Below are 26,178 nucleotides of genomic sequence, written 5' to 3' on the forward strand. Positions count from 1 at the left end.
TATCTTGAATTGAATCTGAAGGACCTAGCATGAGATTGCCTCCCGCGATCATCCCCCATACCGAAGAACTGCTGCGCGAAGTGCTGCGCTTTACCGGCCCGGCCGACGTCACCCTGTCGCGCTACTTCCGCGACAACCCGCGCCTAGGCAGCCGCGAGCGCGGCGTGATCGCCGAGGCGGTCTACGGCCTGCTGCGCAACAAGACGGTACTGACCAATTTCGCCGAATCCGGCAGCGGCCCCATGATGCGCCGCCTGGCCCTGCTGGGCCTGGCCGATGCGGTCGGCGCCGAATCCATCGCCGGGCTCCAGGAAGGCGAAGCCGACTGGCTGGAACGCGTGGCCCAGATCGACCGCACCCAGTTGGCGCCGCAGATGCGCAGCAACCTGCCGCCCTGGCTATGGGAAAAGCTGGTGGCCCGCATGGGAGAAGACGCCACCCTGCAACTGGCCGATGCCATGAACCGCCCGGCGCCGCTGGACCTGCGGGTCAATGCCCTTAAGGCCGACCGCGATACCGTCATCGCTGAACTGGCCAAGGCTCCGGTGGCCTGCGAGCCGACTCCGTATTCCCCGCTGGGCCTGCGCGTGTTCAAGAAGCCGGCCCTGCAGAACCTGCCGCTGTTCAAGGATGGCGCCATCGAAGTGCAAGATGAAGGCAGCCAGCTGCTGGCCCAGATCGTCGGCGCCAAGCGCGGCGAGATGGTGGCCGATTTCTGTGCCGGCGCCGGTGGCAAGACCCTGGCGCTGGGGGCGCTGATGCGCAATACCGGTCGTCTGTATGCCTTCGATGTGTCCGAAAAGCGCTTGGCCAAGCTCAAACCGCGCCTGGCCCGTAGCGGCCTGTCCAACGTGCATCCGGTGGTGATCGCCCACGAGAACGATGCCAAGGTCAAGCGCCTGGCCGGCAAGCTCGACCGCGTGTTGGTCGATGCCCCTTGCAGCGGCCTGGGCACCCTGCGCCGCAATCCCGACATGAAGTGGCGCCAGAGCGTGGAGACGCTCACCGAGATGCGCGCCAAGCAAGGTTCCATCCTGGCCAGCGCCGCGCGCCTGGTGCGCCCGGGCGGCCGCCTGGTGTACGGCACCTGCAGCTTCCTGGAAGAAGAAAACGACGAAGTCATCGCCGAATTCCTGCAATCGCACCCGGACTTTACGCTGCGCCCCATGAGCGAAGTGCTGGCCGAGCAGAAGATTGCCCTGGACACCGGCGACTATCTCAAGCTGCTGCCGCATCTGCACCAGACCGATGGCTTCTTCGCCGCCGTGATGGAGCGTCGCGCGGCATGATGCGTCGGCTTGTCGGGCCTTGCCTGGCCGCAGGCCTGCTGGCGGCACTTGCTGCGGGCAACCTGCAGGCCAGGGAAGCCCTGCCGGCACCGCCGGTAATGGCCGCGCAAGGCACGGTCCAGTCCGCCTTTGCGCCCTGGGACGATATCGAAGCCCTGATCGTCGGCCAGCTCGATGGCGCCCGTCGCCAGATCCTGGTGCAAGCCTACCTGCTGACCAGCCGTCCCATCACCGATGCGCTGGTGGCGGCCCGCAAGCGCGGCATCGACGTGCGCGTGCTGATGGACGCCGGCCAGCTGGACAAGAATGCCACCGACCGCCTGCGCCAGCTACGCGCCGCCGGCATCCCGGTCTGGCTGGAAACCGAGTACCGCAATGCTCACAACAAGGTCATCGTCATCGATGCCGCCTTGCCTACGGCCACGGTGATTACCGGCAGCTACAATTTCACCTGGTCGGCCCAGCACAAGAATGCCGAGAACGTGCTCATCCTGGGCAAGAACCCGCCGCTGGCGGCGCGTTACGCCAGCAACTGGCAGCGCCACCGCCAGGATGCCGAAGCGGCACCCTGATCTGACCCTTCATACCGGCCAGTCATGACTGATCATTTTTTTTCCCTCTTCACCGATATCAGTACCGTTGACCTGCTGCGCCAGCTGGTGGTGATTGCGCTCTCGCTGTTGGGCGGTATCGCCCTGTCGCGCTGGCTGCGGGCGCGGTTTGTGCTGCCGGCCGATGGCGAGGAACAGTCGCTGGTGATGCAGATTGGCGTCAAGAGCTTTGCCCGCGTGCTCTCGCCGTTGCTGGCGCTGGGTCTGCTGACGGCGGCCTATACCATCTTGAAGCGCGGCCACCATGCCGTCACGCTCTGGGAAATCATGTTTCCCCTGGTTATTGCCCAGGTGGCGATGCGCTTCGTGTTCTACGTGCTGCGCGGTATCTTCGTCAAGGACGCCACCGTGGGGGCGCTGCTGCACCTGTCGGAAAAGCTCATCGCGCTGTTGGTCTGGCTGTGCGTGGTGCTGTGGATCACCGGCCTGTGGCCGGACTTCGTCGATTACCTCGACAGCACCACCTTGCCGCTGGCGCGCCACAAGGTATCGCTGTTGACCATGTTGCAAGGCGCGGCCTCGGTGCTGGTCACGCTCATCATTGCCCTGTGGATAGGGACGGTGCTGGAAAACCGGCTCATGAAGTTCAGCGGGATGCATTCCTCGCTGCGCACCGTGGTGGCGCGCATGATGCGGGCCTTGCTGATCTTGATCGCCTTCCTGGTCAGCCTGTCGCTGGTGGGCATCGACCTGACCGTGCTGTCGGTCTTCGGCGGCGCGCTGGGCGTGGGTATCGGTCTGGGCTTGCAGAAGATCGCCAGCAGCTATGTCTCCGGCTTCGTGATCCTGCTGGAGCGCAGCATGGTCATCGGTGACATGGTTGCCGTGGATAAATTCTTTGGCAAGGTCACCCAGATCAATACCCGCTACACCATCCTGGAAGGATTGGACGGCATTGAAACCGTATTGCCAAATGAACTATTTGTCTCCAATCCGGTACAAAACTATTCCTTGACCCATCGCATTGTACGTTTGTCCACACAGCTTACAATTCTGTACCAGGACGATGTGGAAACGGTCTTGTCCATCATGGAACAGGCCGCACTTGGGGTACAGCGGGTCTCCCAGCAGACCGCGCCGCAAGCCTTGCTGATCAAGATCGGCGCCGATGGACTGGAGCTGGAACTGGGGTTCTGGATCACCGACCCGGAAAACGGACGCTTGAATGTCTTGTCAGAAGTCAATCGTGCCATCTGGGCTGCCTTCAAACGCCATGGCGTCCAGGTCGCCCATCCCAAGCGCGACATTCGCATCATGGATGAGCGCAGCTTCCGGCAAAGTACCGCCCAGGAAAATCCTGATGGCCCAGGGACGCAGAATTCGCGTACAATGCCCGGCAATTAAAAGAAAATAAAACCATTTTCACGGAACAAGTAATAATCCTGTTTTGTAGTCCGATAGTTGTTTTCTATTTGGAGTTGTACTGATGACCCTTGATGCGATCCTCGACTTTGTTGCCAACGGCCTGCTGCACGCGTCCGGTTGGCAGATTGTCATTTACACCCTGGTGATGACTCACATCACCATCGTGGGCGTGACTCTCTACCTGCATCGTTGCCAGGCGCATCGCGCGCTCGAACTGCACGCGATCCCCAGCCACTTCTTCCGTCTGTGGCTGTGGATGACCACCGGCATGGTGACCAAGGAATGGGCCGCCATCCACCGTAAGCACCACGCCAAGTGCGAGACCGAAGAAGACCCGCACAGCCCGCAGACCCGCGGCATCCAGAAGGTGATGTGGCAGGGCGCCGAGCTGTACCGTTCCGAATCCAGGAATGCCGAGACCATGGAAAAGTTCGGTCACGGCACCCCCGACGACTGGCTCGAACACAACATCTACAGCAAGTACGGCTGGCAGGGCGTGGGCATCATGCTGATCATCGACGTGCTGCTCTTCGGCGCTATCGGCCTGACCGTGTGGGCCGTGCAGATGGCGTGGATCCCGTTCTGGGCCGCTGGCGTGGTCAATGGCCTGGGCCACTTCTGGGGCTACCGCAACTATGACTGCGTGGATGCATCGACCAACCTGTTCCCGATCGGTATCCTGATCGGTGGCGAAGAGATGCACAACAACCACCACACCTTCGGCACCTCGGCCAAGTTCTCGGCCAAGTGGTATGAATTCGACATCGGCTGGATGTATATCCGCATCCTCGAAACCTTTGGCTTGGCCAAGGTCAAGAAGGTCTTGCCGGTGCCCAAGTTCGACCGCCAGAAGGCCGTCATCGACTTCGACACCCTGCAGTCGGTCATCGCCAACCGCTATGACGTGACCGCCAAGTACGCCCGTTCCCTGAAGAGCGCCTGGAAGGATGAACTGGATCACCTGATCGAAAAGGCCAAGCTGGAATCGCGCTTCCTGAAGTCGTCCAAGAAGCTGCTGCAGCGTGAGCCGGGCCGCCTGGAAGATGGCCAGAAGCAGCAACTCTCGGAACTGTTCGCCCACAGCAAGGCGCTGCAGACTATGCACGAGATGCGCATCGAACTGAGCGCCATCTGGGAGCGTTCGCACTCCACCCGCGAGCAACTGCTGCAGCAACTGCAGGACTGGTGCACCCGCGCCGAGGCGTCCGGCGTGAAGGCCCTGCGCGACTTCGCCTTGCGCCTGCGCAGCTACGCCTGATCCTGGCTGGCTGACCCGGTAAAAACCGGGAGATGAATAAAAAATCCCCGCAGAGCGATCTGTGGGGATTTTTCTTTGGGGGCTTCAACGGGATGGTGAAGATTTCTTCCACCATCACTACCGTGTCCCCCGGAAACACGGGCAATAAAAAACCCGCAGAGTACTCTGCGGGTTCTTCATCGGGATACCGGGATCAATTACTTGATCTTGGTTTCCTTGTATTCGACGTGCTTACGTGCCTTGGGATCGAACTTCATGATGCTGATCTTTTCGGGCGTAGTACGCTTGTTCTTGGTGGTGGTGTAGAAGTGACCAGTACCTGCGGTCGACTCCAGTTTGATTTTGTCGCGGCCGGATTTCGCCATGATAGATTTCCTTTACTCTGCTAATTAGACTTTTTCGCCACGAGCACGCAGATCGGCCAGAACGGCATCAATGCCGATCTTGTCGATCACGCGCAGGCCGGCGTTGGACAAACGCAGCGAAACCCAGCGGTTCTCGGATTCGACGAAAATGCGGCGGTTCTGCAGGTTGGGCAGAAAACGACGCTTGGTCTTGTTGTTTGCATGGGAAACGTTGTTGCCGACCATCGGCCCCTTCCCGGTGACTTGGCAGACACGTGCCATGTGAGACTCCTTAAAAATTTCCGAATTTGGGAAAAACGAGAGTATAGGGAAAAAACTTAGATATTTCAATGACTTGCGAAAAACAATTGTGTCTTGGTCCGAAATAGTGATTTAACAATTGTGAAAGCCTTCCGTTTGCAAGCCTCTTCGATTGACGGAAAAGCCTTGTTCCATGCGGGTTTGCGGCCGATATGCCGGGGCCGGGCTCAGAGCTTGCCGTGGTCGGCGAAGGAATAAAGGCGTGTTCCAGCCACCACGAAATGGTCCAGCAATTCCACATCCACCAGATCCAGGGCATCTTCCAGCGCCTCGGTCATGTCCAGGTCCTGATCGCTGGGCTCGGGGTCGCCGGAAGGGTGGTTGTGGGCCAGGATCACCGAGGCAGCATTGTGGCGCAGCGCCGCCTTGACCACTTCGCGCGGGTAGACCGCTGAATGATTGAGCGTGCCGCGGAACAATTCTTCCGTGCCGATCAACTGGTTGCGCACGTTCATGAAGAGGGCGACGAAACATTCATGTTCGCGGCCCTTGAACAGCAGCTTCAGATAATCTCCCACGGCTCGGGTGGAGTTGAGTACCGAATGCGTCTTCAACTGCTCATGGATCACGCGCCGCGACAGTTCCAGCGCGGCACGCAACTGGCTGCACTTGGCCGGGCCCAAGCCGTCGCCCAGGTCGGTCTTGTTGTGGGCGGCGTCGAACAGCATTTCCAGCGAGCCGAAGCGTTTGAGCAGGCTATGCGAGACCTCCATCACGTTCTTGCCGGGAATCCCCACCCGCAGAAAGATCGCCAGCAGTTCCGCATCCGACAGCGCAGCCGGCCCGAACTGCAGCAAGCGCTCGCGTGGTCGCTGATCCTTGGGCCAGTGGGTCAATGTGGTGGTCATGGTCATGATGTTGCACTCCTTGTCATCGAGAGATTCCTGTTGATCCTGCAGAAAAAGACGCACAAGGCAGTCCGCCGCCCACTTGCGCTGCCGCAATGACAGTGCACAAGCCGCCCTTGCCAGCCGTCATCGAAGCAGCCGGCCACGGCGCGCCGGCCCAACGTGGCTTACAATAGCGGGTTCCTTGCACCTTAGAATTGCCTGTCATGTCCAGCCCAACTGTCCCCGTCGTCACCGAAAACGCCTACCTAACGCTGCATTACCGCCTGGCTTCACAGGAAGGGGAAGACATCGTCAGCACCTTCAACGAAAACCCGGCCACGCTGCAGTTCGGCCAGGGCCAGTTGGCCCCGTTCCTGGAAGCCTGCCTGCTGGGCCTGCCCGAAGGCACGCACCAGACCTTCGAGCTGGCACCGGAGCAGGCCTTTGGCGAACGCAGCGATGAACTGATCCAGCGCATCTCGCGCGCCACCCTGGACGAAAACTCGGCCATGGATGAGCAATACCGCATCGGTGACCTGGTCGATTTCGCCGCCCCCGGTGGTGGTCGCTTTGCTGGCATCCTGCGTGCGATCGATGATGATGGCGCAATTTTCGACTTCAATCATCCGCTGGCCGGCCAAACCTTGAAGTTCGAAGTGAAAATCATAGGAATCCTGTAAACGTCTCGACATTTGTCGAGACCGTCCTGGAAGAGTGTTGAAGAATCAAGGGAATTACCATGACCATGGATAAAGCCGAATCTGAAATCCTGCTGGCCCAGCCCCGTGGTTTCTGTGCGGGCGTGGACCGCGCCATCGAAATCGTCGAGCGCGCCCTGGCGCAATTCGGCGCGCCCATCTACGTGCGCCATGAAATCGTGCACAACGCCTACGTGGTCAACGACCTGCGCGCCAAGGGTGCGGTGTTCATCGAAGAACTGGCCGACGTGCCGGCCGGCAACACGGTCATCTTCTCGGCCCACGGCGTCTCCAAGGCGATCCAGGCCGAAGCCGCAGAGCGTGGCTTGACCGTGTTCGACGCCACCTGCCCGCTGGTCACCAAGGTGCATATGGAAGTGGCCAAGATGCGGCGCGAAGGCCGCGAAATCATCATGATCGGCCATGCCGGCCATCCCGAAGTGGAAGGCACCATGGGCCAGACCGAAGCCGGGATGCATCTGGTGGAGACGGTCGAGGACGTGGCGCGCCTGCAGGTGGCCGATCCTGCGCTGCTGGCCTATGTCTCCCAGACCACGCTGTCGGTGGATGACACGGCCGACATCATCGCCGCCCTGCGCGCGCGTTTCCCCGCCATTGCCGAACCCAAGAAGGGCGACATCTGCTACGCCACCACCAACCGCCAGGAAGCCGTGAAATTCATGGCCCCGCAGGTGGAGGTGGTGATCGTGGTGGGCAGCCCCAACAGCTCCAACTCCAACCGTCTGCGCGAACTGGCCGAAAAGAAGGGCGTGCCGGCCTTCATGGTCGACAATGCCACCCTGATCGACCCGCAATGGATCGTCGGCCGCCAGCGCATCGGCGTCACTGCCGGCGCCTCGGCCCCGGAGGTGCTGGTGCAGGCGGTGATCGACCGCATCAAGGAAATCGGCGCGCGCAGCGTGCGGGTGTTGGATGGCATTGAAGAAAACGTCACTTTCCCCCTGCCCAAGGGCTTGGGTTCCCGTCCGGCGGCGGAAACCGTATGAAGAAATGAGGACATCAGGGCGGCTCATTTGAACTTGGCCCCGTCATTTGCGCAAAAAGGCTTGCTGAATGCAGGCCTTTTTCGTTTTCTTGACCTTTCTTAACAAGAAGGTGCAATTCATTGGTCTTACCGCACTTTCTTCTGTAACAGGCGACTGTTTGTGCCCGATTGTAGGAATCTTCTGCGTATAATTCCGCACCATTATCGACGGACCGCCCAAAAGGCGGCCGAGCGCTAGCCCTCGCCAAAGAGGGCAGGGCGTCGTCAACGCGGCGTCATCAGAGACGGGAGACCTATCCATGCAAGTCCTTCTGCGTACCGGCGTGCGCCGGTCCATCCGGCGAAGACCTCCCGGGCACCAGCCCCGCTGGTGTCCCATCCCTTGCCAGAGCCGCCCCGGCGGCGACAGTGGCTGATTCCTTCCTCCTTCTCCAGACCCGCAAGCCTTTTGCGCGAAGAGTGTGATCGCTCTTTTATGAAGACTGTTATGCAGAGTGATAACGCGCTCCCGACGGTCGGGAACGGATTTTGCTAATCGACATGCTTTCGCGCGGTGTCCGCTTTGGTGCAGACCCACGTGTTTTTCTTGTTTTCATTCAGATCGAAGAGTTATTCATGGACATTTTCATCCAGCAGATCATCAACGGATTGGTGCTAGGCAGCATGTACGCACTGATCGCCCTGGGCTACACCATGGTGTACGGGGTGCTGAACCTGATCAACTTTGCCCACGGCGACATCCTGATGGTGGGGGCCATGGTGGGCCTGTCGCTCCTCAAAGTGGTGCAACAGGTGGCGCCGCACCTGCCAGGCATCGTGCAGCTGGTCATTGCCATCGTCGGCGCCATTCCGGTGTGTATCGTGGTGAGCTTGCTGATCGAGCGCATCGCCTATCGCCCGCTGCGCAATGCGCCGCGCCTGGCACCGCTGATCACCGCTATCGGCGTGTCGATCCTGTTGCAGACCTTCGCCATGATGATCTGGGGCCGCAGCCCGCTGCCGTTCCCGCAGGTCATGCCGTCTGATCCGGTGCATATCGCCGGCGCCCTCATTTCGCCGACCCAGATCATGCTGCTGATCCTGGCCCTGGCCGCGATGATCGGCCTGGTGCTGATCGTGGAAAAAACCAAGATGGGCCGCGCCATGCGTGCCACCGCCGAGAACCCGCGCATTGCGGGCCTGATGGGCGTGGATGCCAACCGCGTCATCATCGTCACCTTCGCCATCGGCGCCGCGCTGGCAGCGATTGCCGGCGTGATGTGGGCCGCCAACTATTCCACCGCGCAATTCGCCATGGGCTTCGTGCCGGGCCTGAAGGCCTTCTCGGCGGCGGTGCTGGGCGGTATCGGCAATATCTATGGCGCCATGCTGGGCGGCATCCTGCTGGGCCTGATCGAAAGCCTCGGTGCTGGTTACATCGGTGACCTGACCGGCAACTTCCTGGGTAGCAACTACCAGGACATCTTCGCCTTCGTGGTGCTCATCATCGTGCTGACCCTGCGCCCGTCCGGGATCATGGGTGAGCGTGTGGCGGATCGTGCCTAAGTTTTTAAGCGTGTAAACCTTAAAAACTTAGAGACAGAAACTTAGAAACTTAGAAATCAAGAACTTGGAAAATCGGAAGAGAACACTATGGCTCTCATGACCTTCGATATGAAGCGCAATCCCCGGCAGGCACAACTGAGCCTGCTGGCGCTGTTGGCGCTGATGATCGTCTTCCCCATCGTCGCCCAGCAGTTCGGCAATTCCTGGGTGCGCATCATGGATATGGCGCTGCTCTACATCATGCTGGCCCTGGGCCTGAACGTGGTGGTGGGTTTTGCCGGCCTGCTGGACCTGGGCTATATCGCCTTCTACGCCATCGGTGCCTATACCGCCGGCTTGCTGGCCTCGCCGCAGTTCGCCGCGGTGATCGAGTCCTTCATCAACACCTATCCCTCCATCGGCAATTTCCTGGTGTGGTTGTGTGGTCCGCAGATCGTGCAGAACGGTATCCACCTCTCGCTGTGGTTGATCGTGCCGATCTCGGGCGTGCTGGCAGCGATCTTCGGTGCGCTCCTGGGTGCGCCGACCCTGAAGCTGCGGGGTGACTACCTGGCCATCGTGACGCTGGGCTTCGGCGAGATCATCCGTATCTTCATGAACAATCTGAACGCGCCAGTCAACATCACCAACGGCCCGCAGGGTATCAACCTGATCGACCCGATTCGCGTCTTTGGCGTGTCGCTGGCGGGCGAACCGGGTTCCGGTTCGATGGTCAAGGTGTTGGGTATGAGCCTGCCCTCGGTCAATGCCTACTACTACCTGTTCCTGGTGCTGTGCATCTTCGTGATCTTCTTCTCCACGCGCCTGCAGGACTCGCGCCTGGGTCGCGCCTGGGTGGCCATCCGTGAAGATGAGATCGCCGCCAAGGCGATGGGCATCAACACCCGCAACGTCAAGTTGCTGGCCTTTGCCATGGGCGCGTCCTTCGGTGGCGTGGCCGGCGCCATGTTCGGCGCCTTCCAGGGCTTCGTCTCGCCGGAATCCTTCTCCCTGACCGAATCCATCGCCGTGCTGGCCATGGTGGTGCTGGGCGGTATCGGTCACATCCCTGGCGTGGTGCTGGGTGGCGTGATCCTGGCCGCGCTGCCGGAAGTGCTGCGCCACGTGGTGGAACCGCTGCAGATGGCCATCTTCGGCCGTGTGTGGATCGATGCCGAAGTGCTGCGCCAGCTGCTCTACGGCCTGGCCATGGTGGTCATCATGCTGACCCGCCCGGCCGGCCTGTGGCCCTCGCCGCGCCATGAAGACCGTCCCGAAGTGGACCATACCAAAGTCGGTACCACCGGCGAAGTCAAAGCCTAAGCAGGAGAACAAAAGATGAGTCAGACACTGCTCAAGATCCGTGACGTCAGCAAGCGTTTCGGCGGCCTGCAAGCCTTGAACGGCGTGGGCATCACCATCGAGCGCGGCCAGATCTATGGCCTGATCGGCCCCAACGGCGCCGGCAAGACCACCTTCTTCAACGTCATCACAGGCCTGTATCAACCGGACACCGGCACTTTCGAACTGGCCGGCAAGCCCTATTCCCCGAGCGCCCCGCACGAAGTGGCCAAGGCCGGCATTGCCCGCACCTTCCAGAACATTCGCCTCTTCGGTGAAATGACCGTGCTGGAGAACGTGATGGTGGGTTGCCACGTGCGCACCAAGCAGAACGTCTTCGGTGCGGTGTTCCGCCACAAGGCGGCCCGCGATGAAGAAGCGGCGATCCGCGCCAAGTCGCAGCAGTTGCTGGATTTCGTGGGCATCGGCCAGTTCGCCAAGCGTACTGCGCGCCATCTCTCGTATGGCGACCAGCGGCGCCTGGAAATCGCCCGCGCCCTGGCCACTGAACCGCAACTGCTGGCGCTGGACGAACCGGCTGCCGGCATGAACGCTACCGAAAAATTGGCCCTGCGCGAACTGCTGGTGAAGATCCAAGCCGAAGGTAAAACCATCCTCTTGATCGAACACGATGTGAAGCTGATGATGGGCCTGTGCAATCGCATCACCGTGCTGGACTACGGCAAGCCCATTGCCGAAGGCGTACCGGCCGATGTGCAGAAGAACCCGGCCGTGATTGAAGCCTACCTGGGCGCCGGACATTAAGCGAGACCACAGAACATGACAACCAACATCCTCAAAGTCGAACAACTGAGCGTGGCCTATGGCGGCATCCAGGCCGTCAAGGGCATTGCGCTGGAAGTCAACGAAGGCGAACTGGTGACCTTGATCGGCGCCAACGGCGCCGGCAAGACCACCACCTTGAAAGCCATCACCGGGACGCTGCCCAGCAGTAAAGTCGATGGCCACATCTACTACCTGGGCCATCCCTTGAAGGGCAAGAAGTCCTTCGAGCTGGTCAAGGACAAGCTGGCGATGGTGCCGGAAGGCCGTGGCGTCTTCACCCGCATGAGCATCCACGAAAACCTGCTGATGGGCGCCTACACCAGCAATGACAAGGGTCAGATCGCGGCCGACATCGACCGCTGGTTCGAGGTCTTCCCGCGGCTGAAGGAACGTGCTGCGCAGATGGCCGGTACCTTGTCGGGTGGCGAGCAGCAGATGCTGGCCATGGCGCGTGCGCTGATGAGCCATCCCAAGCTGCTGTTGCTGGATGAGCCTTCGATGGGTCTGTCGCCGATCATGGTGGAGAAGATCTTTGAAGTGATCCGCAATGTGTCGGCGCAGGGCATCACCATCCTGCTGGTGGAACAGAACGCCAAGCTGGCGCTGGAGGCAGCGCATCGCGGTTACGTGATGGAGTCCGGTCTCATCACCATGAATGGCCAGGCCAAGCAGATGCTGGATGATCCGCGGGTCAAGGCGGCTTATCTGGGTGAGGGTTGATGGGTGATGGATGAGGGTGGTTTGAGGGTCTTGTGAAGAAAAAGGTAAATGATATAAATCATTTGCTCAGATCGCCCATGAGAAGCGCAGCCGAGGCTGCGCTTTTTTTACATCTGTTTTACCTCTTCAGCGAGATGAAGCATCCTTCCTTCATGCCGACTTGCGCGCTCGCACCTCATTGCGCAGGCTGCGCACCTTGTCATGGTTGGCCAGTACGCCCTGGTACTGGCGCTCGATGAGCAGGCGGATATCGCTGGGCAAGTCTTCGCTCAAGGCCTTGCGGTAGGCATTGACGGCGGCATCCTCGCCGCGTTCGCATTCTTCCAGGATGCTTTCGTCATCCCGTCCGGTGATGGCGCTCTTGAGGTTGACCCACTGGCGATGCAGGGTGCCGCCCAGTGTGCTGTGGTTGGCCGGCTCTCCTCCCAGGCGCTGCACCAGGTTCTGCAGGTCCAGCACCGTCTGGGCACACTCGGTGGCGCGGGTCATGAAGGTTTCCTTGTAGGGGATGTAGCGTTCCTGGGCATCCTCGGCACAGGCGCGAAAACCTTTTTCGCCATCGATGGAAATCTGGATCAAATCGTTGAGGGTGGAAATCAGGTGGTCGTTGGTCATGTTGCGCTCCTTTCTTCTGCACTCGGGTGGAGGGCCGGCAGGCCGGCCCTGGATGGCACGGTGTCATCCTAGGAGGACCACACTGCCCGGGCCATCGGACGGCCACGCAAGCGCATGTAGGAAACAGCCGCGCTCGGGAGCGCTGCCGGGATAAGCAACATTTGCCAAAACCCAATACCGACAAGCCTTTGCGCGTTGTCCTACAAGACAATCGGCCGCCGTCCTATGGAGCCCTGCAATAGGGCATCGCTATCATTTTTTCCATGCTGCAGTCCATCTTGATTGATCCACCTTGACCACGAGGAGAGGCACCATGAACAAGAAGACGATCACCGGCCAGTTGCAGTTGGCCCTGGGCAAGTTTGAGCAGGGTGTCGGTGCGATGCTGGGCAATGTGCAACTGCAACGTGCTGCCCAGCGCCGCCAGATGGATGGCCGCATCCTGCACGCCGTGGGCGAGGCGCAAGACCTCATCAAGCGTTCGCTGCGGCAACGGGCAGGATCGGCGTAAGCGCTGACGGCGCTGGCCCTTTGTCCTACATGGCAATCGGGCTGGCGCCGATACAAAGCGCAACAAGGCGTCGGTATCTTGCACCTGACTGGCCAAGCAAGAGGAAAGAGCTCTGTGCAGGATGCGCAAGCAAGCAGCAACGAGACGCCGGAGATCGCGTCCGGCAGACCAAGAACAACGGAGGAGGAGATCATGGACAAGCTCGTGCTCGGATGGCTTCTGGGTGTGCCGCTGTTGATGCTGATCGTGCTGCAGCTCCTGGCGTGAATGCGATCGGCCTCACCGTGATGAGGTCTCCCCCGAAACCCGCAAGCAATCCACTGAAGGAGGGTAGCCATGCAAACCACCAAGTTCAAGACCGTCCGCAGCGACGTGCAATCGCTGTTGCAGCAAGCCCAGGACATGTTCGCCGAAGCCGCCACCGCGACCGGCGCCAAAGCCGATGAGCTGCGCGCCGGTGCCCAGGCGCTGTTGGAACAGGCTCTCAATACCGCCCAGGATGCGCAAGCCGCAGTGGTCGATACCAGTCGCCAGATCGTCACCAGCACCGACGACTACGTCCATTCGAACCCGTGGCGCGCAGTGGTCATCGGCACCGGGATCGGCCTGCTGGTCGGCCTGGCCGTGGGCCGCTGCGCGGACCGCTCCTGAAGTCAAGACACCGGAGAAAAGGAATGACCATGACCAAGAATCCGCCCCAGACCGAGCAGAGCAAGAAGCCCGGCTTCCACCTCGACAAAGAAGCCATTCGCGCTGCGGCCAGCAAGATCGATGACGGTGCCGTCACCGAAGGCTATCGCGGCAACCGCGAAGAAGTGGTGGCCATGTTGAATGATGCCCTGGCCACCGAACTGCTGTGCGTGATGCGCTACAAGCGCCACTACTACACCGCCAAGGGCCTGGAGATCGAGGCTATCAAGGGCGAGTTCCTGCAGCACGCGCAGGAAGAACAAAGTCATGCCGACCAGATCGCCGAGCGCATCGTGCAACTCAATGGCGAGCCGGACTTCAATCCCCAGACCATCGCCGAGCGCAGCCATGCGCAGTACGACGAATCGAACGACATCAAGGACATGATCCGCGCCAACCTGGTCGAGGAGCGGGTCGCCATCGAAGCCTATCGCCAGATGATCGAACGCATCGGCGATGACGATCCGACTACCAAGCACCTGCTCATCCAGATCATGGCGCAGGAAGAAGAACACGCCGATGACATGAGCGATCTGCTGGGGCTGTAAGTTTCAGTGAGTCTGATCGCCATCAGCAAACATGCAGCAAGAATCCATCTTCCCCCTCAACTAGCACAAGGAGAGTGACATGAACTGGGACATCGTGGAAGGCAACTGGAAGCAATTCAAGGGCAAGGCCAAGGAACAGTGGGGCAAGCTCACTGACGACGATCTCGACGTCATCGCCGGCAAGCGCGATCAACTGGCCGGCCGCGTGCAGGAAGCCTATGGCGTGAGCAAGGACGAAGCCGAAAAGCAGATTCGTGACTGGGAGGATCGCAACAAGGATTGGCGTCAGTAAGCATTGACGGCTCGGCGGCAATCCGCAGCGCATTCGGAGTAGGTGAGTGTGTGAGTGCGCAGCACGCAGGCCGCGGCAGTTTGCGGCCTGCATAAGAAGACGGCCCGAGGTCGTCACGTCATCCAAGAAACCATGAGGAAGGACACAATGAAAAAAATCATCGCAACCATGATCTTCGGCGCTGCCGCCATCGGTATGCAGGGCGCAGCGCTGGCCGCTGATCCGGCCGCTACTCAGTACAAGGCCGACAAGTCCAAGGCTGATGCCGACTACAAGGCGGCCAAGAAGAAATGTAGCCCCATGAAGGGCAACGACAAGGATGTCTGCGAGAAGCAGGCCAAGGCTGACCATGAATCGGCCATCGCCGATGCCAAGGCCAAGCGCAAGGGCGTGGAAGCCGACAAGGATGCGCAAAAGGATAAGAACGACGCCAACTATGACGTCGCCAAGGAAAAGTGTGATGCCATGAGCGGCGAGGCCAAGGACAAGTGCGTGGCCAACGCCAAGTCCAAGTACGGCAAGTAAAAGTAATGGCGGGTCATGCTGCCTCGTGCCGCATGACTATCTCATCGCTTCATCGCCTCATTGCTTAATTCAATACGATTCAATACGACAAGGAGTTCAATATGTCCCTCACCAAAATGTCCCTGACCAAGCGTTTCCTCGGTTTCTTCCTGGCCCTGTTCATGGTTTCCCTGGTGGGCTGCGCTTCCAGCCCGGGCAAGGAAGGCACCGGTGAATACGTCGATGACGCCGTCATCACTACCAAGGTGAAGGCCGCCATCTTCAACGAACCCAACCTGAAGTCTTCCGAGATCAACGTCGAAACCTACAAGGGCGTGGTCCAGCTCTCCGGCTTCGTCTCCAGCTCGACCTCGGCCGCCCGTGCCACCGAACTGGCGCGTGGTGTCAAGGGCGTGGTCTCGGTACGTAATGACCTGCGCCTGAAGCAATAAAGGCGGGAACTTGTGGGCGCGTGACCGGTCTCTTGACCGGTCCGCGCTTTGCCGCTTTTAATGGGCTTCTTGCAAAGTGCATCGGTTCGTCGGTGCATTTTGCAAGAAGACAGGGCAGGGTGTGTCAGGTATAGTTGGAGGCCGTTGCCGCCGTGCAGGGGCAGGCCACCGGCCTGTCAGGACAGCACCATGCAGGGCTACCGACATGCGCAGATGTCGGTAGCAGGGAAGAAAAGCCATGCAGCATCCACAACCAGAGTACAACGACAAAACCGTACCAAGCAGCGCCCACGGCGCTGGAGTTTCAATTCACCGCTCAAAAATGCCATGACAAAAATACTTGTAGTCGATGACCATGCGGTCGTGCGGGCAGGTGTGCAGCACTTCATTTCGGAAATCCCGTCGATGGAAATCGGCGGTGAAGCCAGTACGGCCGAAGAAGCCATCCGCCTGGTACGTACCCAGGACTGGGATATCGTCTTGCTCGATATCGCCATGCCCGACAAGAGTGGCGTGGAAGTATTGAAGCAGATCAAGCGTGAAAAACCGGAGTTGCCGGTGCTGATGCTGTCGATGCACCCCGAGAGCCGCTATGCGGTGCAGGTGCTGCGCAGCGGCGCTTCCGGTTATGTGCAGAAGGAAGCGCTGGCCACCGAACTGGTCAATGCCATCAACACCATCCTGCGCGGGCACAAGTACATCAGCTATGGCGTGGCCGAGTTGCTCACCAGCGAACCGGTGGATTCGGAAAAGCCGCTGCATGAAACGCTCTCGCAGCGCGAGTATGAAATCTTCTACAAGCTGGGCCAGGGTCAGGGCGTGACGCAAATCGCCGATGAACTGTGCCTGTCGGTCAAGACGGTGAGTACCTATCGTTCGCGCGTGCTGCAGAAGATGAGCATGACCAACAATGCGGACATCATTTATTACGCGATCAAGAACAACCTGATCGATTGAGGCCTGGCGTTCCGGGCGGACTAGGTGCCGAGCCAGCAGGACCGGGCGGCGCCGGGCAAGGAAGAGTGGTACGGCGCATCATGGATGACATTCTCAACAGCAGGCCCCAGCGCGACAGCGACGGGACGCCCTTGCAGATCTTCCTGGTGGAGGATTCGGAGGACGTGCGGGACCTGATCGTGGAGAGCCTGGCGGAAATCGCCGGGGTGCATCTGGTGGGCCATGCCGAAAGCGAACGGGAGGCCTTGCGCCATCTGCAGTTGCACAGCTACGACGTACTGATCCTGGACATCCAGTTGAAGCAGGGCAATGGCATGAGCCTGCTGCAGTCGCTGGCGCGTTCCAATACGCGGCGTCAGAGCGAGGTCAAGGTGGTCTTCAGCAACCATGTCAGCGCGACCTATCGGCGCGTGGGCGTGCAGTGCGGGGTGCAGCACTTCTTCGACAAGTCTTCCGAACTGCCGCTGCTGTGCGATCTGCTGGAAGAATTGGCAGGGCAGAAGGCGGGCAAGTCCGGACGCACATCGTCGAGCAACAATTCACCGCAAGGACCGGCCCAGGCCGGGGGCATTTGAGACGTTTTCCGGCGGCATGAGATGGGCGGTCAGGCATCAGTCGCCAGGGCAGTTCGGCGCGACCTTGATGTGAGCAGACAATCAGAACCGATCATGGCGAGTACCTTGCCGGCAGGGCCAGGTGCCGCACGGGTCGCACAAGAGCAAGGGATTTGCGACGATGAAGAAAAACAATGACGGCTTGCGTCCGTCATCCGCCGATATCCAGAACAGTGCTTCGGTCGAGTATTTTGCGGCCTCCCATGCGCATGACAGCAGCATGGTGACCTTGGCCATGGGCTTGTCCATGGCGGTGATACTGCTGGGCCTCGTGGTCTTGTTGACCAGTTTGCTGGGCGAGGAATACCGCCGGCTGCTCTCGGGCCTGCTGGCGCTGCGCCCCTTGTCGGCAGCTGGTTTCATCCTGGGCGCGCTGGCGCTCTATCTGAGCTGTATGCATTCGCCAACGCGGCCGCCGGCGCTGCGTCGGGTCAGGCTGGGCTTGGCCTTGTTGTTGCTGCTGCTGGGTCTGGGCTCGCTGGTGCACGCTTTGATGTACGCACTGGGCTGGTTGCCGCTGGATAGCACCCATCCGATCTCGCCGCTGGCCATCTCACCCTTGCTGTCACTGGGCTTCGTGCTGATGGCTGGCAGCCTCCTGCTGCATGACTGGCGTCTGCTGGGTGGCTATTATCCGGCCGAATACCTGGCCTTCACGCTCATGGCCCTGTCGGCCATTCCGCTGGTGGGTTACCTGTATGACGTAAGTCAGTTCATCTATCTGCAATTCCTCTTGCCGGTGTCTTTGCTGTCCTCGCTGGTGCTGGCGCTGCTGGGGGCGGCACTGTTGATGGCGCGGCCTGGCCATCCGCTCATGGCGGTGATCCTGCGCATCGCACCCGGTGGCCAGATGCTGCGCCACCTGCTGCCGCAGACGCTGTTCCTGCTGCTGGCCTTCAGCCTGTTGCTGAACTGGGGCATGAGCCACGGCTGGATCCTGCCTGAACTGGTGCTGCCGACGCTGACCCTGATCAATGGCGTGATCGTGCTCTTCATCTTCTGGGGCTCGGCCAGCCGGCTCGACAGCGAATACGGCGAGCGCACCCGCAATGCCCAGAAGCTGGCCGAGACCAGCGCGCTCTTGAACGCGGTCAGCGAAAGCACTAGCGACCCGATCTTCGTGAAGAATCGCCAGGGCTTGATGATCTTCGCCAACCCGGCCACCCTGCACAAGCTGGGCAAGACCTGGGAAGAGACCATGTACCGCTCCAGCCGCGAGCTGTTCCTGCTGCCTGAAGAGGCCGAGGCCGTCGACCGCGACGACCGCCGCGTGATGGCCTCGGGCAAGCCCGAGAAGCTGGAGCAGACGCTGCACCTGCCGGAGGGCGTGGTGACCTTCCAGACCGCCAAGGTGCCCTGGTTCGGCAAGGATGGCAGCGTGCAGGGGGTGATCGGCATCAGCACCGATATCACCGAACGCAAGCAGGCCGAGGATGAACTGCGCCAGCGCGAGAGCCAGCTGGAAAAGACCGTGGTCCAGCGTACCGCACTGCTGCGCGAACTGACCAACCACCTGGAGACGGTGCGCGAGGAAGAAAAACGGGCGATCGCCCGCGAGCTGCACGACAACATGGGCGCCTCGCTGACGGCCTTGTCGATGCACCTGGAAGGGGTCTACCAGATCCTGCCGGCCGACGATAAATGGGCCGACCGCAAGACCCGGATGCAGGGCTTGATGAAGTCGCTGGTGGCCACTACCCGGCGCATCCAGACCGAGCTGCGGCCCAATACCCTGGACCTGTTCGGACTGAAGGCGGCGATCTCGGAACAGCTCGATGAATTGCATGAGCGCACCGGCATCATCTGCCGCGCCAGCCTGCCCGATGAAGACGTGGAGGTAGGCCATGAGATGGAAATCGCCATCTACCGCATGTTGCAGGAAATGCTCAACAACGTGACCAAGCACGCCAAGGCCAGCAAGGTCGACGTGATCCTGGATGTCGATGAAGACCATGTGGCCCTGACCGTGCGCGACGATGGCGTGGGCATCCCCGAAGAGCGGCGCGACAACCACAAGACCTATGGCCTGCGCGGCCTGCGCGGCCTGCGCGAACGCGCCACCTTCTTCGGCGGCGAAGTCGATATCCGCTCGACCCCCGGCAAGGGCGCGCTCATCAGCATCAGCCTGCCCTTGAATGGCCAGGACCACAGCGCTGGCCGGCGCAGCCGCGACAGTACCGAGGAGCCTGCGGCTGGAGAGCAATAAACTTCACTTATTGCACTTGTAACAAGCCATCTGCCAAATCAGAAAGCCGCCTCCCTGGCGGCTTTCGGCATTTTTGTTGGCGTTTTTCTTGTGAAATTGTTCATACAGGCATTTTTCCGGCACGGTTTTTCGCTTTTTCCTACGGCGCAAAGGACGGCTCTCTGATAGGGGCCCGCCAGGCTCATCGTTACCATGGATTCATCGTCGCTCACCGCCCAGCGGGCGGGCCCAGGGCGGCGCCAACCCTCTGCTTAACAACCAAGGAGCCATCATGAACCAGGACCAGATCAAAGGCAGCTTGAAGGAAGTCGCAGGCAAGGTGCAGCAGAAGACGGGCGAACTGACCGGCAACACGACGCAGCAGGTCAAGGGCGCGGCCAAGCAGGTGCAAGGCAACGTCCAGAAGACCTATGGCGATGCCAAGGAAGCGGCCAAGGACTGAGCACTGAGCGCCGCAAGGCGCAAGGCTGGAGCACGGGCTGCTGCTGCTGGTCGTCATTTCAAGAGCAAAAGGGAGCATGAGCCGGGCAGCCAGCTCATCCGTGTAGGAAATCTCCTACGTCAGATATCGGAAGAGGCTGATTTTGTTCTATGGCAATTTCCGCGACCATGACTTCGTGATGGCGGTAGATCGGGAAAACGCCAAAGAGTTCTCCGATCCCGCATGAAATGTTTGCTCACCGTCAAGAAGGGACCCCGGAAAGGGAACACCATGAAAAAAACAGTCGGTATCTGCATGTTGACCATCGCGGCCTCGTTGGCTGCTCCCGCTGCCTTCGCTGCCTCCACTGCGGCGAGCAATGCCCACACTTCTGCCGCCCCCGACAGCGCCGCGCGCTGGTCGATGTCGGCGATGGATCGTCACATGCCATTGGAGACGACCCGCCCGCACAAGCTGGCCCAACAGAAATTCCGTTACATGGACATGGCCCAGGCCAAGCGCTCCAAGTCGTTGCGCAATGCGGTGCTGGTCTATGGCGGCGGTGTGGATCGCCCGGCCCGTGACACCCTACGCGACCCGGCCAAGGCTGGCCCGCAGACCCCGTTGTATCGCCAGGATGCGCCGGCGCCCGCCCCGCGCGTGATCATGCGGCCCTCGACCTGATCCAGATTCAGATCCAGATCGCCCCGCATGGGGGCGACGGCGGGTTCGCCTGAAAATCTTCCCCCGAATCCAACCATGAGGAAGGAGTCATCATGAATACCCTGCAAAAACTGGCCGTCAGTACCGTGGCCATCTGTGCCTTTGCCACCCTGACCGGTTGCAGCAACATGTCCCAGCGCGACAAGAACACCGCCATCGGCGCCGGTGTCGGTGCGGTCGGTGGTGCCGTACTCACCGGGGGCAGCGGCCTCGGTACCGTGGGTGGCGCCGCCGTGGGGGGCGTGATCGGTAACCAGGTCGGCAAGTGATCCCGCGGGCTTGGCACCTTGGGTGCCAGGCGTGTCAGAGGTCAAACCTCTGACATCAGATATCAAGGAACAGAGCAAAAAAGCGCCGGGCGAGTCACATCGCCCGGCGCTTTTTTCATGATGGCCTTGCCAGCGCGGACCTGGGTTCAACTGCCCGACTTGGCGGCGGCGGCCTTGTAATCCTGGTAGATGCGTTGGGCGCGAGCCGCATCGTCCTTGCGGGCGGCACCGGCTTGCTGGCGGCAGGCGCGCGCCTCTTTGCCGCGCAGCGCCTTGCAGTCTTGCAGGGCTTGGCCGTAGGCGGCTGCGGTTTCCTGGTTGAGATTGCGCAGGCGCGCCTTGGGGCTGTCGTCGGCCTGGTACCAGCGCGCCGGGTCGCCGTTGACCAGCTTTTGGTCGGCGGCGTGAACCGTACCGACATGCAGCGCCAGCGCCGCCAGGGCGCCCAGCAGGGAGGATGCGAGCAATTTATTGTTCATCAGGGTGGGCCTCATCACGATTACGGGGATGCCAGCCGCCTGTGTGGGCTGGCTCCTCGTTGCCGGGAGGTAGCCGCAAAGCAGACGGCGCGAACGGTGGCAAGGCACCGTGCGCGCCGTGTTGCCCTCCGCCACGCGATGGTATCAGGCTTGGGGAGGGAAGGGGATGTCCAGGCAGCGGGGGCCGCCGGCCCCCTTATATCTTGCCTAGCAAGAGCAGGATCAGCAGGATGATGACGATGGTGCCGGCGATACCGCTGGGACCGTAGCCCCAGTTGCGGCTGTGCGGCCAGGCGGGGATCACGCCCAGCAGGATCAGGATCAGGACGATGAGCAGGATGGTACCGAGGGTCATGGAGGTTCTCCTTTCTTATTGAAGTCGTTCTTGCCCGCCAGAAGAGCCAAGGCCGGGGCGTTCGAATCATTCATTTGATGCTGGGGTCATCATAGGTGCGGCCCGCCCGGCCCTGCGATCAGCGCCCCTCGCAATGTGCTGTAGGAAAATCCTGCACGTCGGGGTAGGCGCTCGCGTGCCAGCTGACAAATCCCTGCCAACTTGGTGCAGAGCACAAAGGCAGTGCGATGAGCGCTCGTTCAGGTCGCGCCGAGGGCCTGGCGTTGGCGTGCTGCCGACTTCCTGTTGGCTGCGATGGGCCAGAGCCGGCGCGCCTTCGCGATGGATGCACCGCTTCTGGCACGCTCTTTGCTGAATGGAGGGCATAGCGCAACAGTGCGCAACAGATGTGAAGTGAAGGTGTGACCAATGGCGGTCGCGCCGTCCAGGACAAAGGCGTCTTCCGTGATGGGTCTCCCATGGCGGAATGCGCCTTTTGTCGTTTGTGGCTTTCGTCAATTTGCAACGCAAGGGGAAGGGTGCTATGAAATCCAAGGGTCAGGCGGACAAGGTGGGCGGGCTCGCGCAAGGCGAACAGATCAATGCAGCGGCGACGGTGGACGGCAAGCGTCGCCAGCTACTGCAAGGTGCGGCGCTGGCCACCGGGGCCGGCATGATGGGCCTGGCCACGGGCGGCGCGTGGGCGGCCGGCTCGGACAAGCCGGAAAAGGAAGAAGTGAAGATCGGCTTCATCCCCCTGACCGATTGCGCCTCGGTGGTGATGGCTTCGGTGCTGGGCTTTGACAAGAAGTACGGCATCAAGATCGTCCCCAGCAAGGAAGCCTCCTGGGCCGGCGTGCGCGACAAGCTCACCAATGGCGAACTGGATGCGGCCCACGTGCTCTACGGTCTGATCTATGGCGTGCAACTGGGCATCGGCGGACAGAAGAAGGACATGGCCGTGCTGATGGGCCTGAACCACAATGGCCAGGCCATCACCCTGTCCAAGAAGCTGGCCGACAAGGGCGCTGTCGATGGCGCCTCGCTCTACAAGCTGATGCAAAGCGACAAGCGCGAATACACCTTCGCCCAGACCTTCCCCACCGGCACCCACGCCATGTGGCTGTATTACTGGCTGGCCGCCAACGGCATCCATCCGATGAAGGATGCCAAGGTCATCACTGTGCCGCCGCCGCAGATGGTGGCCAATATGCGGGTGGGCAACATGGATGGTTTCTGCGTGGGCGAACCCTGGGGCCATCGCGCCATTGTCGATGGCGTGGGCATTACCGCCATCACCACCCAGGACATCTGGAAGGACCACCCCGAGAAGGTGCTCGGTACCTCGCGCGAATTCGTGCAGAAATATCCCAACACCTGCCGCGCCATGATGGCGGCCATCCTCGACGCCAGCAAGTGGATCGATGCCTCGCTGGTGAACAAGAACAAGATGGCCGAGGTGATCGCCGACAAGTCCTATGTGAACACCAGCAAGGACGTGATCGACCAGCGCATCCTCGGGCGCTATCAGAACGGCCTGGGCAAGACCTGGGACGATCCCAACTATATGAAGTTCTATGAAGAGGGCCAGGTCAACTTCCCGTTCCTCTCCGATGGCATGTGGTTCATGACCCAGCATCGCCGCTGGGGCTTGTTGAAGAGCGACCCGGATTATCTGGCCGTGGCCAAGTCGGTCAACCAGATCGACCTCTACAAGGACGCCGCCGCCATGACCAAGACACCGCTGCCCAAGGACGTCATGCGCAGTTCCAAGCTGATGGATGGCACGGTCTGGGATGGCAAGAATCCGGCGGCCTATGCGCAGTCGTTCAAGATCAAGGTGTAAGCGAGTACGGCCAGGCGCCGTGTCCATCAAGGTGAAGTGATAGAGCAAGGGGAAGATGATGAGTGCAGTCGCAGAAAGCATCATGGGTGACAACGCCAAGCCCGCCGGCAACAGCCACGCAGGCGTGACTGCGGCCAGCGAGCCGCTGCGTGCAGCCGCCGCCAACGAAGCGCAAGTGGTGCCTGCGGCCAGCGCTGCCGGTAGCGTGAAGCCACGCAGCCTGCGCAAGAAGATCATCGCGGGCGGGCTCTTCATGCGCGTGGTGCCGCCACTGCTGGGTGTGGCGCTGCTGGTGCTGGTATGGCAGATCATCGCCTTGAAGACCGCCAGCTTCCCCACGCCATGGGTGACCCTGAAGGAAGCGGGCGTGATGTTTTCCGATCCCTTCTATCGCAACAGTCCCAATGACCAGGGCATAGGCTGGAACGTGCTGGCATCGCTGCAGCGGGTCGGCCTGGGCTTTGGACTGGCCGCGCTGGTGGGCATTCCGCTGGGCTTTGCGATTGGCCGGGTGGAATTCCTGGCGCGCATGTTCGGCCCCATCATCAGTTTGTTGCGCCCGGTCTCGCCGCTGGCCTGGTTGCCTATTGGCCTGTTGGTATTCAAGTCGGCCAATCCGGCGGCGATCTGGTCCATCTTCATCTGCTCGATCTGGCCGATGATCATCAACACTGCCGTGGGTGTGCAGCGCGTGCCGCAGGATTACATGAACGTGGCGCGGGTGTTGAATCTGTCGGAATGGAAGGTGTTGACCAAGATCCTCTTTCCCTCGGTGCTGCCCTACATGCTGACCGGTGTGCGGCTGTCCATCGGCACTGCCTGGCTGGTGATCGTGGCCGCCGAGATGCTGACCGGTGGCGTCGGGATCGGCTTCTGGGTCTGGGATGAATGGAACAACCTGAACGTGCCGCACATCATCATCGCCATCGTCGTCATCGGGGTGGTCGGCCTGATCCTGGAGCAATTGCTGGTGGCGCTGGCCAAGGCCTTTACCTACGAGCAGGTCAATCACTAAGGGGCGCAGATCATGGACAACCTCAACGGCAAATTCATCGACATCCACGGCGTGGAGATGGTGTTCCACACCAAGAAGGGCGCCTTCCACGCGCTGCGCGAGATCAACCTGACGGTGGCCAAGGGCCAGTTCGTCACCCTCATCGGCCACTCCGGCTGCGGCAAGTCGACCTTGCTGAACCTGATCGCGGGCTTGCTGCAGCCTAGCGAGGGCGTGCTCTTGTGCGCCAATCGCGAGATCGGCGGCCCGGCACCGGAGCGGGCGGTGGTGTTCCAGAACCATTCGCTCTTGCCTTGGCTGACCTGCTACGAAAACATCTATCTCGGGGTGGAGCGAGTCTTTGGTGCCAGCGAAAATCGCACCCAGTTGCGTGACCGCACCCGCGCTGCACTGGCGCTGGTGGGCCTGACCGCGGCCGAGAACAAGCGACCCAATGAAATCTCGGGCGGCATGAAGCAACGCGTAGGCATCGCCCGTGCGCTGGCCATGGAACCCAAGGTCTTGCTGATGGATGAACCCTTTGGCGCACTCGATGCGCTCACCCGCGCCCACCTGCAGGATGAGTTGCTCAAGATCGTGGCCAAGACCGAATCCACGGTCGTGATGGTGACCCACGACGTGGACGAAGCGGTGCTGCTGTCGGATCGCATCGTGATGATGACCAATGGCCCGGCGGCCACCATCGGCGAAGTGCTGGAGGTGAACCTGGCGCGCCCGCGTGATCGTGTGATGCTGGCCCAGGATGCGCAGTATGGCCAGTACCGCACCACGGTGCTGGAATTCCTCTACCGCAAGCAGGCTCATCCGGCGCGCGAGGCGGCCTGAGTTTCTTGCGTCAGAGCGCTTTATCGTTTCATCGTTGGAAGGAAATCCCATGTCCAGCTTGGCCGTGACCGACACCGTCCCTGCACCCAAGGAGGCAGAGGAGCCGACTGTCCCGCTTTCCGGCGAGGTCTTCGGCGCCTTGATCAATCTGTCCGGGCGTCGCCGTTTCACTTCGCAGCGCATGGTGCTCTATGCCGTGCTGGCCGCGCAAGGGCAGCAGGGGGCCAGCACCACGGCACGCGAGGCCTTGTCCTTGTTCGTCCAGGCCCATGCGGCCTTGGTCAGGCGCTCCGGTGATCTGCCCGGCGTCTTCTGCGCCGAACTGGAAGAGGTGTATTACGGCCGTGCGCGTGGGGATGCCCGCATTACTGCCTTTGCCGATCTGGCGCAACGCACGCTCAACGCCATCGAAGACAAGCTCAAGGCCGCCCCTGCCCTGCTGGAGCAGTTGGTGCAGGAAACCACACCCTTGCTGGCGGTGTTGAACGAGATCACGGCGGTCTACGAAGCGCAATCTAAGAAGCACGCGCGTCTGATGCGCCAGCAGTTGCGCGGCATCATGACCGATATCGAGACCATCGCCCGGCAGGCCAAGCTGGTGGCCTTCAATGCGCGCATCGTGGCGGCCCGCTCGGGGCAGGCCGGCAAGGAATTTTCGGTAGTGGCCGGGGTGTTGTCCAACATCACCGGTGAAATCGATGAGTTGGTCAAGGAAGCCTTGAGTGGTGCGGCGGCTTGAGCCAGCGTCTTGCCCGGCCGTTAATGGTGCTTTAAGGCGGGTTGA

The 26,178-nt window shown here is 60.9% G+C and carries 33 protein-coding genes; 27 read left to right on the top strand and 6 right to left on the bottom strand.

Annotation, left to right across the window (positions count from 1 at the left end):
* Nucleotides 1-29 precede the first annotated feature (29 nt).
* The 4 genes from RC54_RS05285 to RC54_RS05300 all read left to right on the top strand — a co-directional run bounded on the left by RC54_RS05285 (nucleotide 30) and on the right by RC54_RS05300 (nucleotide 4,523).
* Nucleotides 30-1,289 carry an RsmB/NOP family class I SAM-dependent RNA methyltransferase gene (locus RC54_RS05285; protein WP_061788934.1) on the top strand — a complete coding sequence of 420 codons (1,260 nt, stop codon included), beginning with the start codon at nucleotides 30-32 and terminating at the stop codon, nucleotides 1,287-1,289.
* Nucleotides 1,286-1,861: a phospholipase D family nuclease gene (locus RC54_RS05290; RefSeq protein ID WP_058894505.1), complete on the top strand. Its 576-nt coding sequence runs from the start codon at nucleotides 1,286-1,288 to the stop codon at nucleotides 1,859-1,861. Before RC54_RS05285 ends, RC54_RS05290 begins: the two co-directional genes overlap by 4 nt.
* A gap of 24 nt (nucleotides 1,862-1,885) precedes the next feature.
* The gene (locus tag RC54_RS05295; RefSeq protein ID WP_058894506.1) at nucleotides 1,886-3,244 is read left to right on the top strand and encodes a mechanosensitive ion channel family protein; all 1,359 of its coding nucleotides are present in this window, start codon (nucleotides 1,886-1,888) and stop codon (nucleotides 3,242-3,244) included.
* A gap of 82 nt (nucleotides 3,245-3,326) precedes the next feature.
* The gene (locus RC54_RS05300; protein ID WP_058894507.1) at nucleotides 3,327-4,523 is read left to right on the top strand and encodes a DesA family fatty acid desaturase; all 1,197 of its coding nucleotides are present in this window, start codon (nucleotides 3,327-3,329) and stop codon (nucleotides 4,521-4,523) included.
* Nucleotides 4,524-4,720: 197 nt separating this feature from the next.
* Here the strand turns inward: RC54_RS05300 and rpmG are convergent, their stop codons facing one another.
* The 3 genes from rpmG to radC form a co-directional block, all read right to left on the bottom strand.
* Complete coding sequence (gene rpmG, locus RC54_RS05305) at nucleotides 4,721-4,888, bottom strand: 50S ribosomal protein L33 (RefSeq protein WP_006463731.1); 168 nt, start codon at nucleotides 4,886-4,888, stop codon at nucleotides 4,721-4,723.
* A gap of 24 nt (nucleotides 4,889-4,912) precedes the next feature.
* On the bottom strand, nucleotides 4,913-5,149 hold the full coding sequence (gene rpmB / locus RC54_RS05310; protein ID WP_006463730.1) for a 50S ribosomal protein L28: 237 nt from the start codon (nucleotides 5,147-5,149) through the stop codon (nucleotides 4,913-4,915).
* A 206-nt stretch (nucleotides 5,150-5,355) separates the two neighbouring features.
* Nucleotides 5,356-6,042: a RadC family protein gene (gene radC, locus RC54_RS05315; protein ID WP_017454372.1), complete on the bottom strand. Its 687-nt coding sequence runs from the start codon at nucleotides 6,040-6,042 to the stop codon at nucleotides 5,356-5,358.
* Nucleotides 6,043-6,242: 200 nt separating this feature from the next.
* Between radC and RC54_RS05320 the strand changes: the two genes are divergently transcribed.
* The 6 genes from RC54_RS05320 to RC54_RS05345 all read left to right on the top strand — a co-directional run bounded on the left by RC54_RS05320 (nucleotide 6,243) and on the right by RC54_RS05345 (nucleotide 12,093).
* The gene (locus RC54_RS05320; protein WP_017454373.1) at nucleotides 6,243-6,698 is read left to right on the top strand and encodes an FKBP-type peptidyl-prolyl cis-trans isomerase; all 456 of its coding nucleotides are present in this window, start codon (nucleotides 6,243-6,245) and stop codon (nucleotides 6,696-6,698) included.
* 59 nt (nucleotides 6,699-6,757) lie between these two features.
* Nucleotides 6,758-7,723, top strand: a complete 966-nt coding sequence (gene ispH / locus RC54_RS05325) for a 4-hydroxy-3-methylbut-2-enyl diphosphate reductase (RefSeq protein WP_058894508.1) — start codon at nucleotides 6,758-6,760, stop codon at nucleotides 7,721-7,723.
* A 614-nt stretch (nucleotides 7,724-8,337) separates the two neighbouring features.
* Nucleotides 8,338-9,267 (top strand): branched-chain amino acid ABC transporter permease, encoded by a 930-nt coding sequence (locus RC54_RS05330; protein WP_058893897.1) that lies wholly within the window; start codon nucleotides 8,338-8,340, stop codon nucleotides 9,265-9,267.
* An 87-nt stretch (nucleotides 9,268-9,354) separates the two neighbouring features.
* Nucleotides 9,355-10,569 carry an ABC transporter permease subunit gene (locus RC54_RS05335; protein ID WP_058893898.1) on the top strand — a complete coding sequence of 405 codons (1,215 nt, stop codon included), beginning with the start codon at nucleotides 9,355-9,357 and terminating at the stop codon, nucleotides 10,567-10,569.
* Between the two features lie 15 nt (nucleotides 10,570-10,584).
* Complete coding sequence (locus tag RC54_RS05340) at nucleotides 10,585-11,352, top strand: ABC transporter ATP-binding protein (protein WP_061790744.1); 768 nt, start codon at nucleotides 10,585-10,587, stop codon at nucleotides 11,350-11,352.
* A 15-nt stretch (nucleotides 11,353-11,367) separates the two neighbouring features.
* On the top strand, nucleotides 11,368-12,093 hold the full coding sequence (locus RC54_RS05345) for an ABC transporter ATP-binding protein (protein ID WP_017455455.1): 726 nt from the start codon (nucleotides 11,368-11,370) through the stop codon (nucleotides 12,091-12,093).
* Between the two features lie 150 nt (nucleotides 12,094-12,243).
* Here RC54_RS05345 and RC54_RS05350 read toward each other — a convergent pair whose 3' ends face one another.
* Nucleotides 12,244-12,708, bottom strand: coding sequence for a PA2169 family four-helix-bundle protein (locus RC54_RS05350; protein ID WP_058894509.1), 465 nt, complete (start codon nucleotides 12,706-12,708; stop codon nucleotides 12,244-12,246).
* A gap of 313 nt (nucleotides 12,709-13,021) precedes the next feature.
* On the opposite strand from RC54_RS05350, the gene RC54_RS05355 reads away from it, so the two are divergent.
* The 13 genes from RC54_RS05355 (at nucleotide 13,022) to RC54_RS05410 (ending at nucleotide 20,895) form a co-directional block, all read left to right on the top strand.
* Nucleotides 13,022-13,219, top strand: a complete 198-nt coding sequence (locus tag RC54_RS05355) for a CsbD family protein (RefSeq protein ID WP_017453068.1) — start codon at nucleotides 13,022-13,024, stop codon at nucleotides 13,217-13,219.
* A gap of 78 nt (nucleotides 13,220-13,297) precedes the next feature.
* Nucleotides 13,298-13,486 (top strand): hypothetical protein, encoded by a 189-nt coding sequence (locus RC54_RS25025; RefSeq protein ID WP_156481349.1) that lies wholly within the window; start codon nucleotides 13,298-13,300, stop codon nucleotides 13,484-13,486.
* A 69-nt stretch (nucleotides 13,487-13,555) separates the two neighbouring features.
* On the top strand, nucleotides 13,556-13,870 hold the full coding sequence (locus tag RC54_RS05360) for an ElaB/YgaM/YqjD family protein (protein ID WP_044529642.1): 315 nt from the start codon (nucleotides 13,556-13,558) through the stop codon (nucleotides 13,868-13,870).
* A 23-nt stretch (nucleotides 13,871-13,893) separates the two neighbouring features.
* Nucleotides 13,894-14,457 (top strand): ferritin-like domain-containing protein, encoded by a 564-nt coding sequence (locus RC54_RS05365; protein WP_058894510.1) that lies wholly within the window; start codon nucleotides 13,894-13,896, stop codon nucleotides 14,455-14,457.
* Between the two features lie 79 nt (nucleotides 14,458-14,536).
* On the top strand, nucleotides 14,537-14,749 hold the full coding sequence (locus tag RC54_RS05370; protein WP_058894511.1) for a CsbD family protein: 213 nt from the start codon (nucleotides 14,537-14,539) through the stop codon (nucleotides 14,747-14,749).
* A 147-nt stretch (nucleotides 14,750-14,896) separates the two neighbouring features.
* On the top strand, nucleotides 14,897-15,274 hold the full coding sequence (locus RC54_RS05375) for a hypothetical protein (RefSeq protein WP_058894512.1): 378 nt from the start codon (nucleotides 14,897-14,899) through the stop codon (nucleotides 15,272-15,274).
* Between the two features lie 101 nt (nucleotides 15,275-15,375).
* Entirely contained in the window at nucleotides 15,376-15,705 is a 330-nt protein-coding gene (locus tag RC54_RS05380; protein WP_006464714.1) for a BON domain-containing protein, read from the top strand.
* Nucleotides 15,706-16,032: 327 nt separating this feature from the next.
* The gene (locus RC54_RS05385; protein ID WP_017453072.1) at nucleotides 16,033-16,662 is read left to right on the top strand and encodes a response regulator; all 630 of its coding nucleotides are present in this window, start codon (nucleotides 16,033-16,035) and stop codon (nucleotides 16,660-16,662) included.
* A gap of 80 nt (nucleotides 16,663-16,742) precedes the next feature.
* Complete coding sequence (locus RC54_RS05390; RefSeq protein ID WP_231738971.1) at nucleotides 16,743-17,237, top strand: response regulator; 495 nt, start codon at nucleotides 16,743-16,745, stop codon at nucleotides 17,235-17,237.
* 160 nt (nucleotides 17,238-17,397) lie between these two features.
* Nucleotides 17,398-19,482 carry a PAS domain-containing sensor histidine kinase gene (locus RC54_RS05395; protein ID WP_061790577.1) on the top strand — a complete coding sequence of 695 codons (2,085 nt, stop codon included), beginning with the start codon at nucleotides 17,398-17,400 and terminating at the stop codon, nucleotides 19,480-19,482.
* 271 nt (nucleotides 19,483-19,753) lie between these two features.
* Entirely contained in the window at nucleotides 19,754-19,924 is a 171-nt protein-coding gene (locus RC54_RS05400) for a CsbD family protein (RefSeq protein ID WP_058894515.1), read from the top strand.
* Between the two features lie 270 nt (nucleotides 19,925-20,194).
* Entirely contained in the window at nucleotides 20,195-20,587 is a 393-nt protein-coding gene (locus tag RC54_RS05405; RefSeq protein ID WP_244216445.1) for a hypothetical protein, read from the top strand.
* A 92-nt stretch (nucleotides 20,588-20,679) separates the two neighbouring features.
* Nucleotides 20,680-20,895 (top strand): glycine zipper 2TM domain-containing protein, encoded by a 216-nt coding sequence (locus RC54_RS05410; protein WP_058894517.1) that lies wholly within the window; start codon nucleotides 20,680-20,682, stop codon nucleotides 20,893-20,895.
* Between the two features lie 146 nt (nucleotides 20,896-21,041).
* Here RC54_RS05410 and RC54_RS05415 read toward each other — a convergent pair whose 3' ends face one another.
* Entirely contained in the window at nucleotides 21,042-21,374 is a 333-nt protein-coding gene (locus RC54_RS05415; protein WP_061790579.1) for a hypothetical protein, read from the bottom strand.
* Nucleotides 21,375-21,570: 196 nt separating this feature from the next.
* Nucleotides 21,571-21,729, bottom strand: coding sequence for a DUF3309 family protein (locus tag RC54_RS05420; RefSeq protein ID WP_017453079.1), 159 nt, complete (start codon nucleotides 21,727-21,729; stop codon nucleotides 21,571-21,573).
* A 523-nt stretch (nucleotides 21,730-22,252) separates the two neighbouring features.
* Between RC54_RS05420 and RC54_RS05425 the strand changes: the two genes are divergently transcribed.
* Genes RC54_RS05425 through RC54_RS05440 form a run of 4 tightly spaced genes read left to right on the top strand, consistent with a single transcriptional unit; the run spans nucleotide 22,253 to nucleotide 26,133 of the window.
* On the top strand, nucleotides 22,253-23,554 hold the full coding sequence (locus tag RC54_RS05425) for a CmpA/NrtA family ABC transporter substrate-binding protein (protein ID WP_058897491.1): 1,302 nt from the start codon (nucleotides 22,253-22,255) through the stop codon (nucleotides 23,552-23,554).
* A gap of 58 nt (nucleotides 23,555-23,612) precedes the next feature.
* Nucleotides 23,613-24,569, top strand: a complete 957-nt coding sequence (gene ntrB, locus RC54_RS05430; protein WP_058897492.1) for a nitrate ABC transporter permease — start codon at nucleotides 23,613-23,615, stop codon at nucleotides 24,567-24,569.
* A gap of 12 nt (nucleotides 24,570-24,581) precedes the next feature.
* Nucleotides 24,582-25,394, top strand: coding sequence for an ABC transporter ATP-binding protein (locus RC54_RS05435; protein ID WP_058894518.1), 813 nt, complete (start codon nucleotides 24,582-24,584; stop codon nucleotides 25,392-25,394).
* A gap of 49 nt (nucleotides 25,395-25,443) precedes the next feature.
* Nucleotides 25,444-26,133, top strand: coding sequence for a methyl-accepting chemotaxis protein (locus RC54_RS05440; protein WP_058894519.1), 690 nt, complete (start codon nucleotides 25,444-25,446; stop codon nucleotides 26,131-26,133).
* Nucleotides 26,134-26,178: the final 45 nt, after the last annotated feature.

The organism is Herbaspirillum rubrisubalbicans (assembly GCF_003719195.1).
In the GTDB taxonomy this organism is placed as follows: domain Bacteria; phylum Pseudomonadota; class Gammaproteobacteria; order Burkholderiales; family Burkholderiaceae_D; genus Herbaspirillum; species Herbaspirillum rubrisubalbicans.

Coding starts and splice junctions, on each gene's coding strand:
- RC54_RS05285 (WP_061788934.1), top strand. CDS start 30: ATGAGATTGCCTCCCGCGATCATCCCCCATACCGAAGAACTGCTGCGC.
- RC54_RS05290 (WP_058894505.1), top strand. CDS start 1,286: ATGATGCGTCGGCTTGTCGGGCCTTGCCTGGCCGCAGGCCTGCTGGCG.
- RC54_RS05295 (WP_058894506.1), top strand. CDS start 1,886: ATGACTGATCATTTTTTTTCCCTCTTCACCGATATCAGTACCGTTGAC.
- RC54_RS05300 (WP_058894507.1), top strand. CDS start 3,327: ATGACCCTTGATGCGATCCTCGACTTTGTTGCCAACGGCCTGCTGCAC.
- rpmG (WP_006463731.1), bottom strand. CDS start 4,888: ATGGCGAAATCCGGCCGCGACAAAATCAAACTGGAGTCGACCGCAGGT.
- rpmB (WP_006463730.1), bottom strand. CDS start 5,149: ATGGCACGTGTCTGCCAAGTCACCGGGAAGGGGCCGATGGTCGGCAAC.
- radC (WP_017454372.1), bottom strand. CDS start 6,042: ATGACCATGACCACCACATTGACCCACTGGCCCAAGGATCAGCGACCA.
- RC54_RS05320 (WP_017454373.1), top strand. CDS start 6,243: ATGTCCAGCCCAACTGTCCCCGTCGTCACCGAAAACGCCTACCTAACG.
- ispH (WP_058894508.1), top strand. CDS start 6,758: ATGACCATGGATAAAGCCGAATCTGAAATCCTGCTGGCCCAGCCCCGT.
- RC54_RS05330 (WP_058893897.1), top strand. CDS start 8,338: ATGGACATTTTCATCCAGCAGATCATCAACGGATTGGTGCTAGGCAGC.
- RC54_RS05335 (WP_058893898.1), top strand. CDS start 9,355: ATGGCTCTCATGACCTTCGATATGAAGCGCAATCCCCGGCAGGCACAA.
- RC54_RS05340 (WP_061790744.1), top strand. CDS start 10,585: ATGAGTCAGACACTGCTCAAGATCCGTGACGTCAGCAAGCGTTTCGGC.
- RC54_RS05345 (WP_017455455.1), top strand. CDS start 11,368: ATGACAACCAACATCCTCAAAGTCGAACAACTGAGCGTGGCCTATGGC.
- RC54_RS05350 (WP_058894509.1), bottom strand. CDS start 12,708: ATGACCAACGACCACCTGATTTCCACCCTCAACGATTTGATCCAGATT.
- RC54_RS05355 (WP_017453068.1), top strand. CDS start 13,022: ATGAACAAGAAGACGATCACCGGCCAGTTGCAGTTGGCCCTGGGCAAG.
- RC54_RS05360 (WP_044529642.1), top strand. CDS start 13,556: ATGCAAACCACCAAGTTCAAGACCGTCCGCAGCGACGTGCAATCGCTG.
- RC54_RS05365 (WP_058894510.1), top strand. CDS start 13,894: ATGACCATGACCAAGAATCCGCCCCAGACCGAGCAGAGCAAGAAGCCC.
- RC54_RS05370 (WP_058894511.1), top strand. CDS start 14,537: ATGAACTGGGACATCGTGGAAGGCAACTGGAAGCAATTCAAGGGCAAG.
- RC54_RS05375 (WP_058894512.1), top strand. CDS start 14,897: ATGAAAAAAATCATCGCAACCATGATCTTCGGCGCTGCCGCCATCGGT.
- RC54_RS05380 (WP_006464714.1), top strand. CDS start 15,376: ATGTCCCTCACCAAAATGTCCCTGACCAAGCGTTTCCTCGGTTTCTTC.
- RC54_RS05385 (WP_017453072.1), top strand. CDS start 16,033: ATGACAAAAATACTTGTAGTCGATGACCATGCGGTCGTGCGGGCAGGT.
- RC54_RS05390 (WP_231738971.1), top strand. CDS start 16,743: ATGGATGACATTCTCAACAGCAGGCCCCAGCGCGACAGCGACGGGACG.
- RC54_RS05395 (WP_061790577.1), top strand. CDS start 17,398: ATGAAGAAAAACAATGACGGCTTGCGTCCGTCATCCGCCGATATCCAG.
- RC54_RS05400 (WP_058894515.1), top strand. CDS start 19,754: ATGAACCAGGACCAGATCAAAGGCAGCTTGAAGGAAGTCGCAGGCAAG.
- RC54_RS05405 (WP_244216445.1), top strand. CDS start 20,195: ATGAAAAAAACAGTCGGTATCTGCATGTTGACCATCGCGGCCTCGTTG.
- RC54_RS05410 (WP_058894517.1), top strand. CDS start 20,680: ATGAATACCCTGCAAAAACTGGCCGTCAGTACCGTGGCCATCTGTGCC.
- RC54_RS05415 (WP_061790579.1), bottom strand. CDS start 21,374: ATGAACAATAAATTGCTCGCATCCTCCCTGCTGGGCGCCCTGGCGGCG.
- RC54_RS05420 (WP_017453079.1), bottom strand. CDS start 21,729: ATGACCCTCGGTACCATCCTGCTCATCGTCCTGATCCTGATCCTGCTG.
- RC54_RS05425 (WP_058897491.1), top strand. CDS start 22,253: ATGAAATCCAAGGGTCAGGCGGACAAGGTGGGCGGGCTCGCGCAAGGC.
- ntrB (WP_058897492.1), top strand. CDS start 23,613: ATGAGTGCAGTCGCAGAAAGCATCATGGGTGACAACGCCAAGCCCGCC.
- RC54_RS05435 (WP_058894518.1), top strand. CDS start 24,582: ATGGACAACCTCAACGGCAAATTCATCGACATCCACGGCGTGGAGATG.
- RC54_RS05440 (WP_058894519.1), top strand. CDS start 25,444: ATGTCCAGCTTGGCCGTGACCGACACCGTCCCTGCACCCAAGGAGGCA.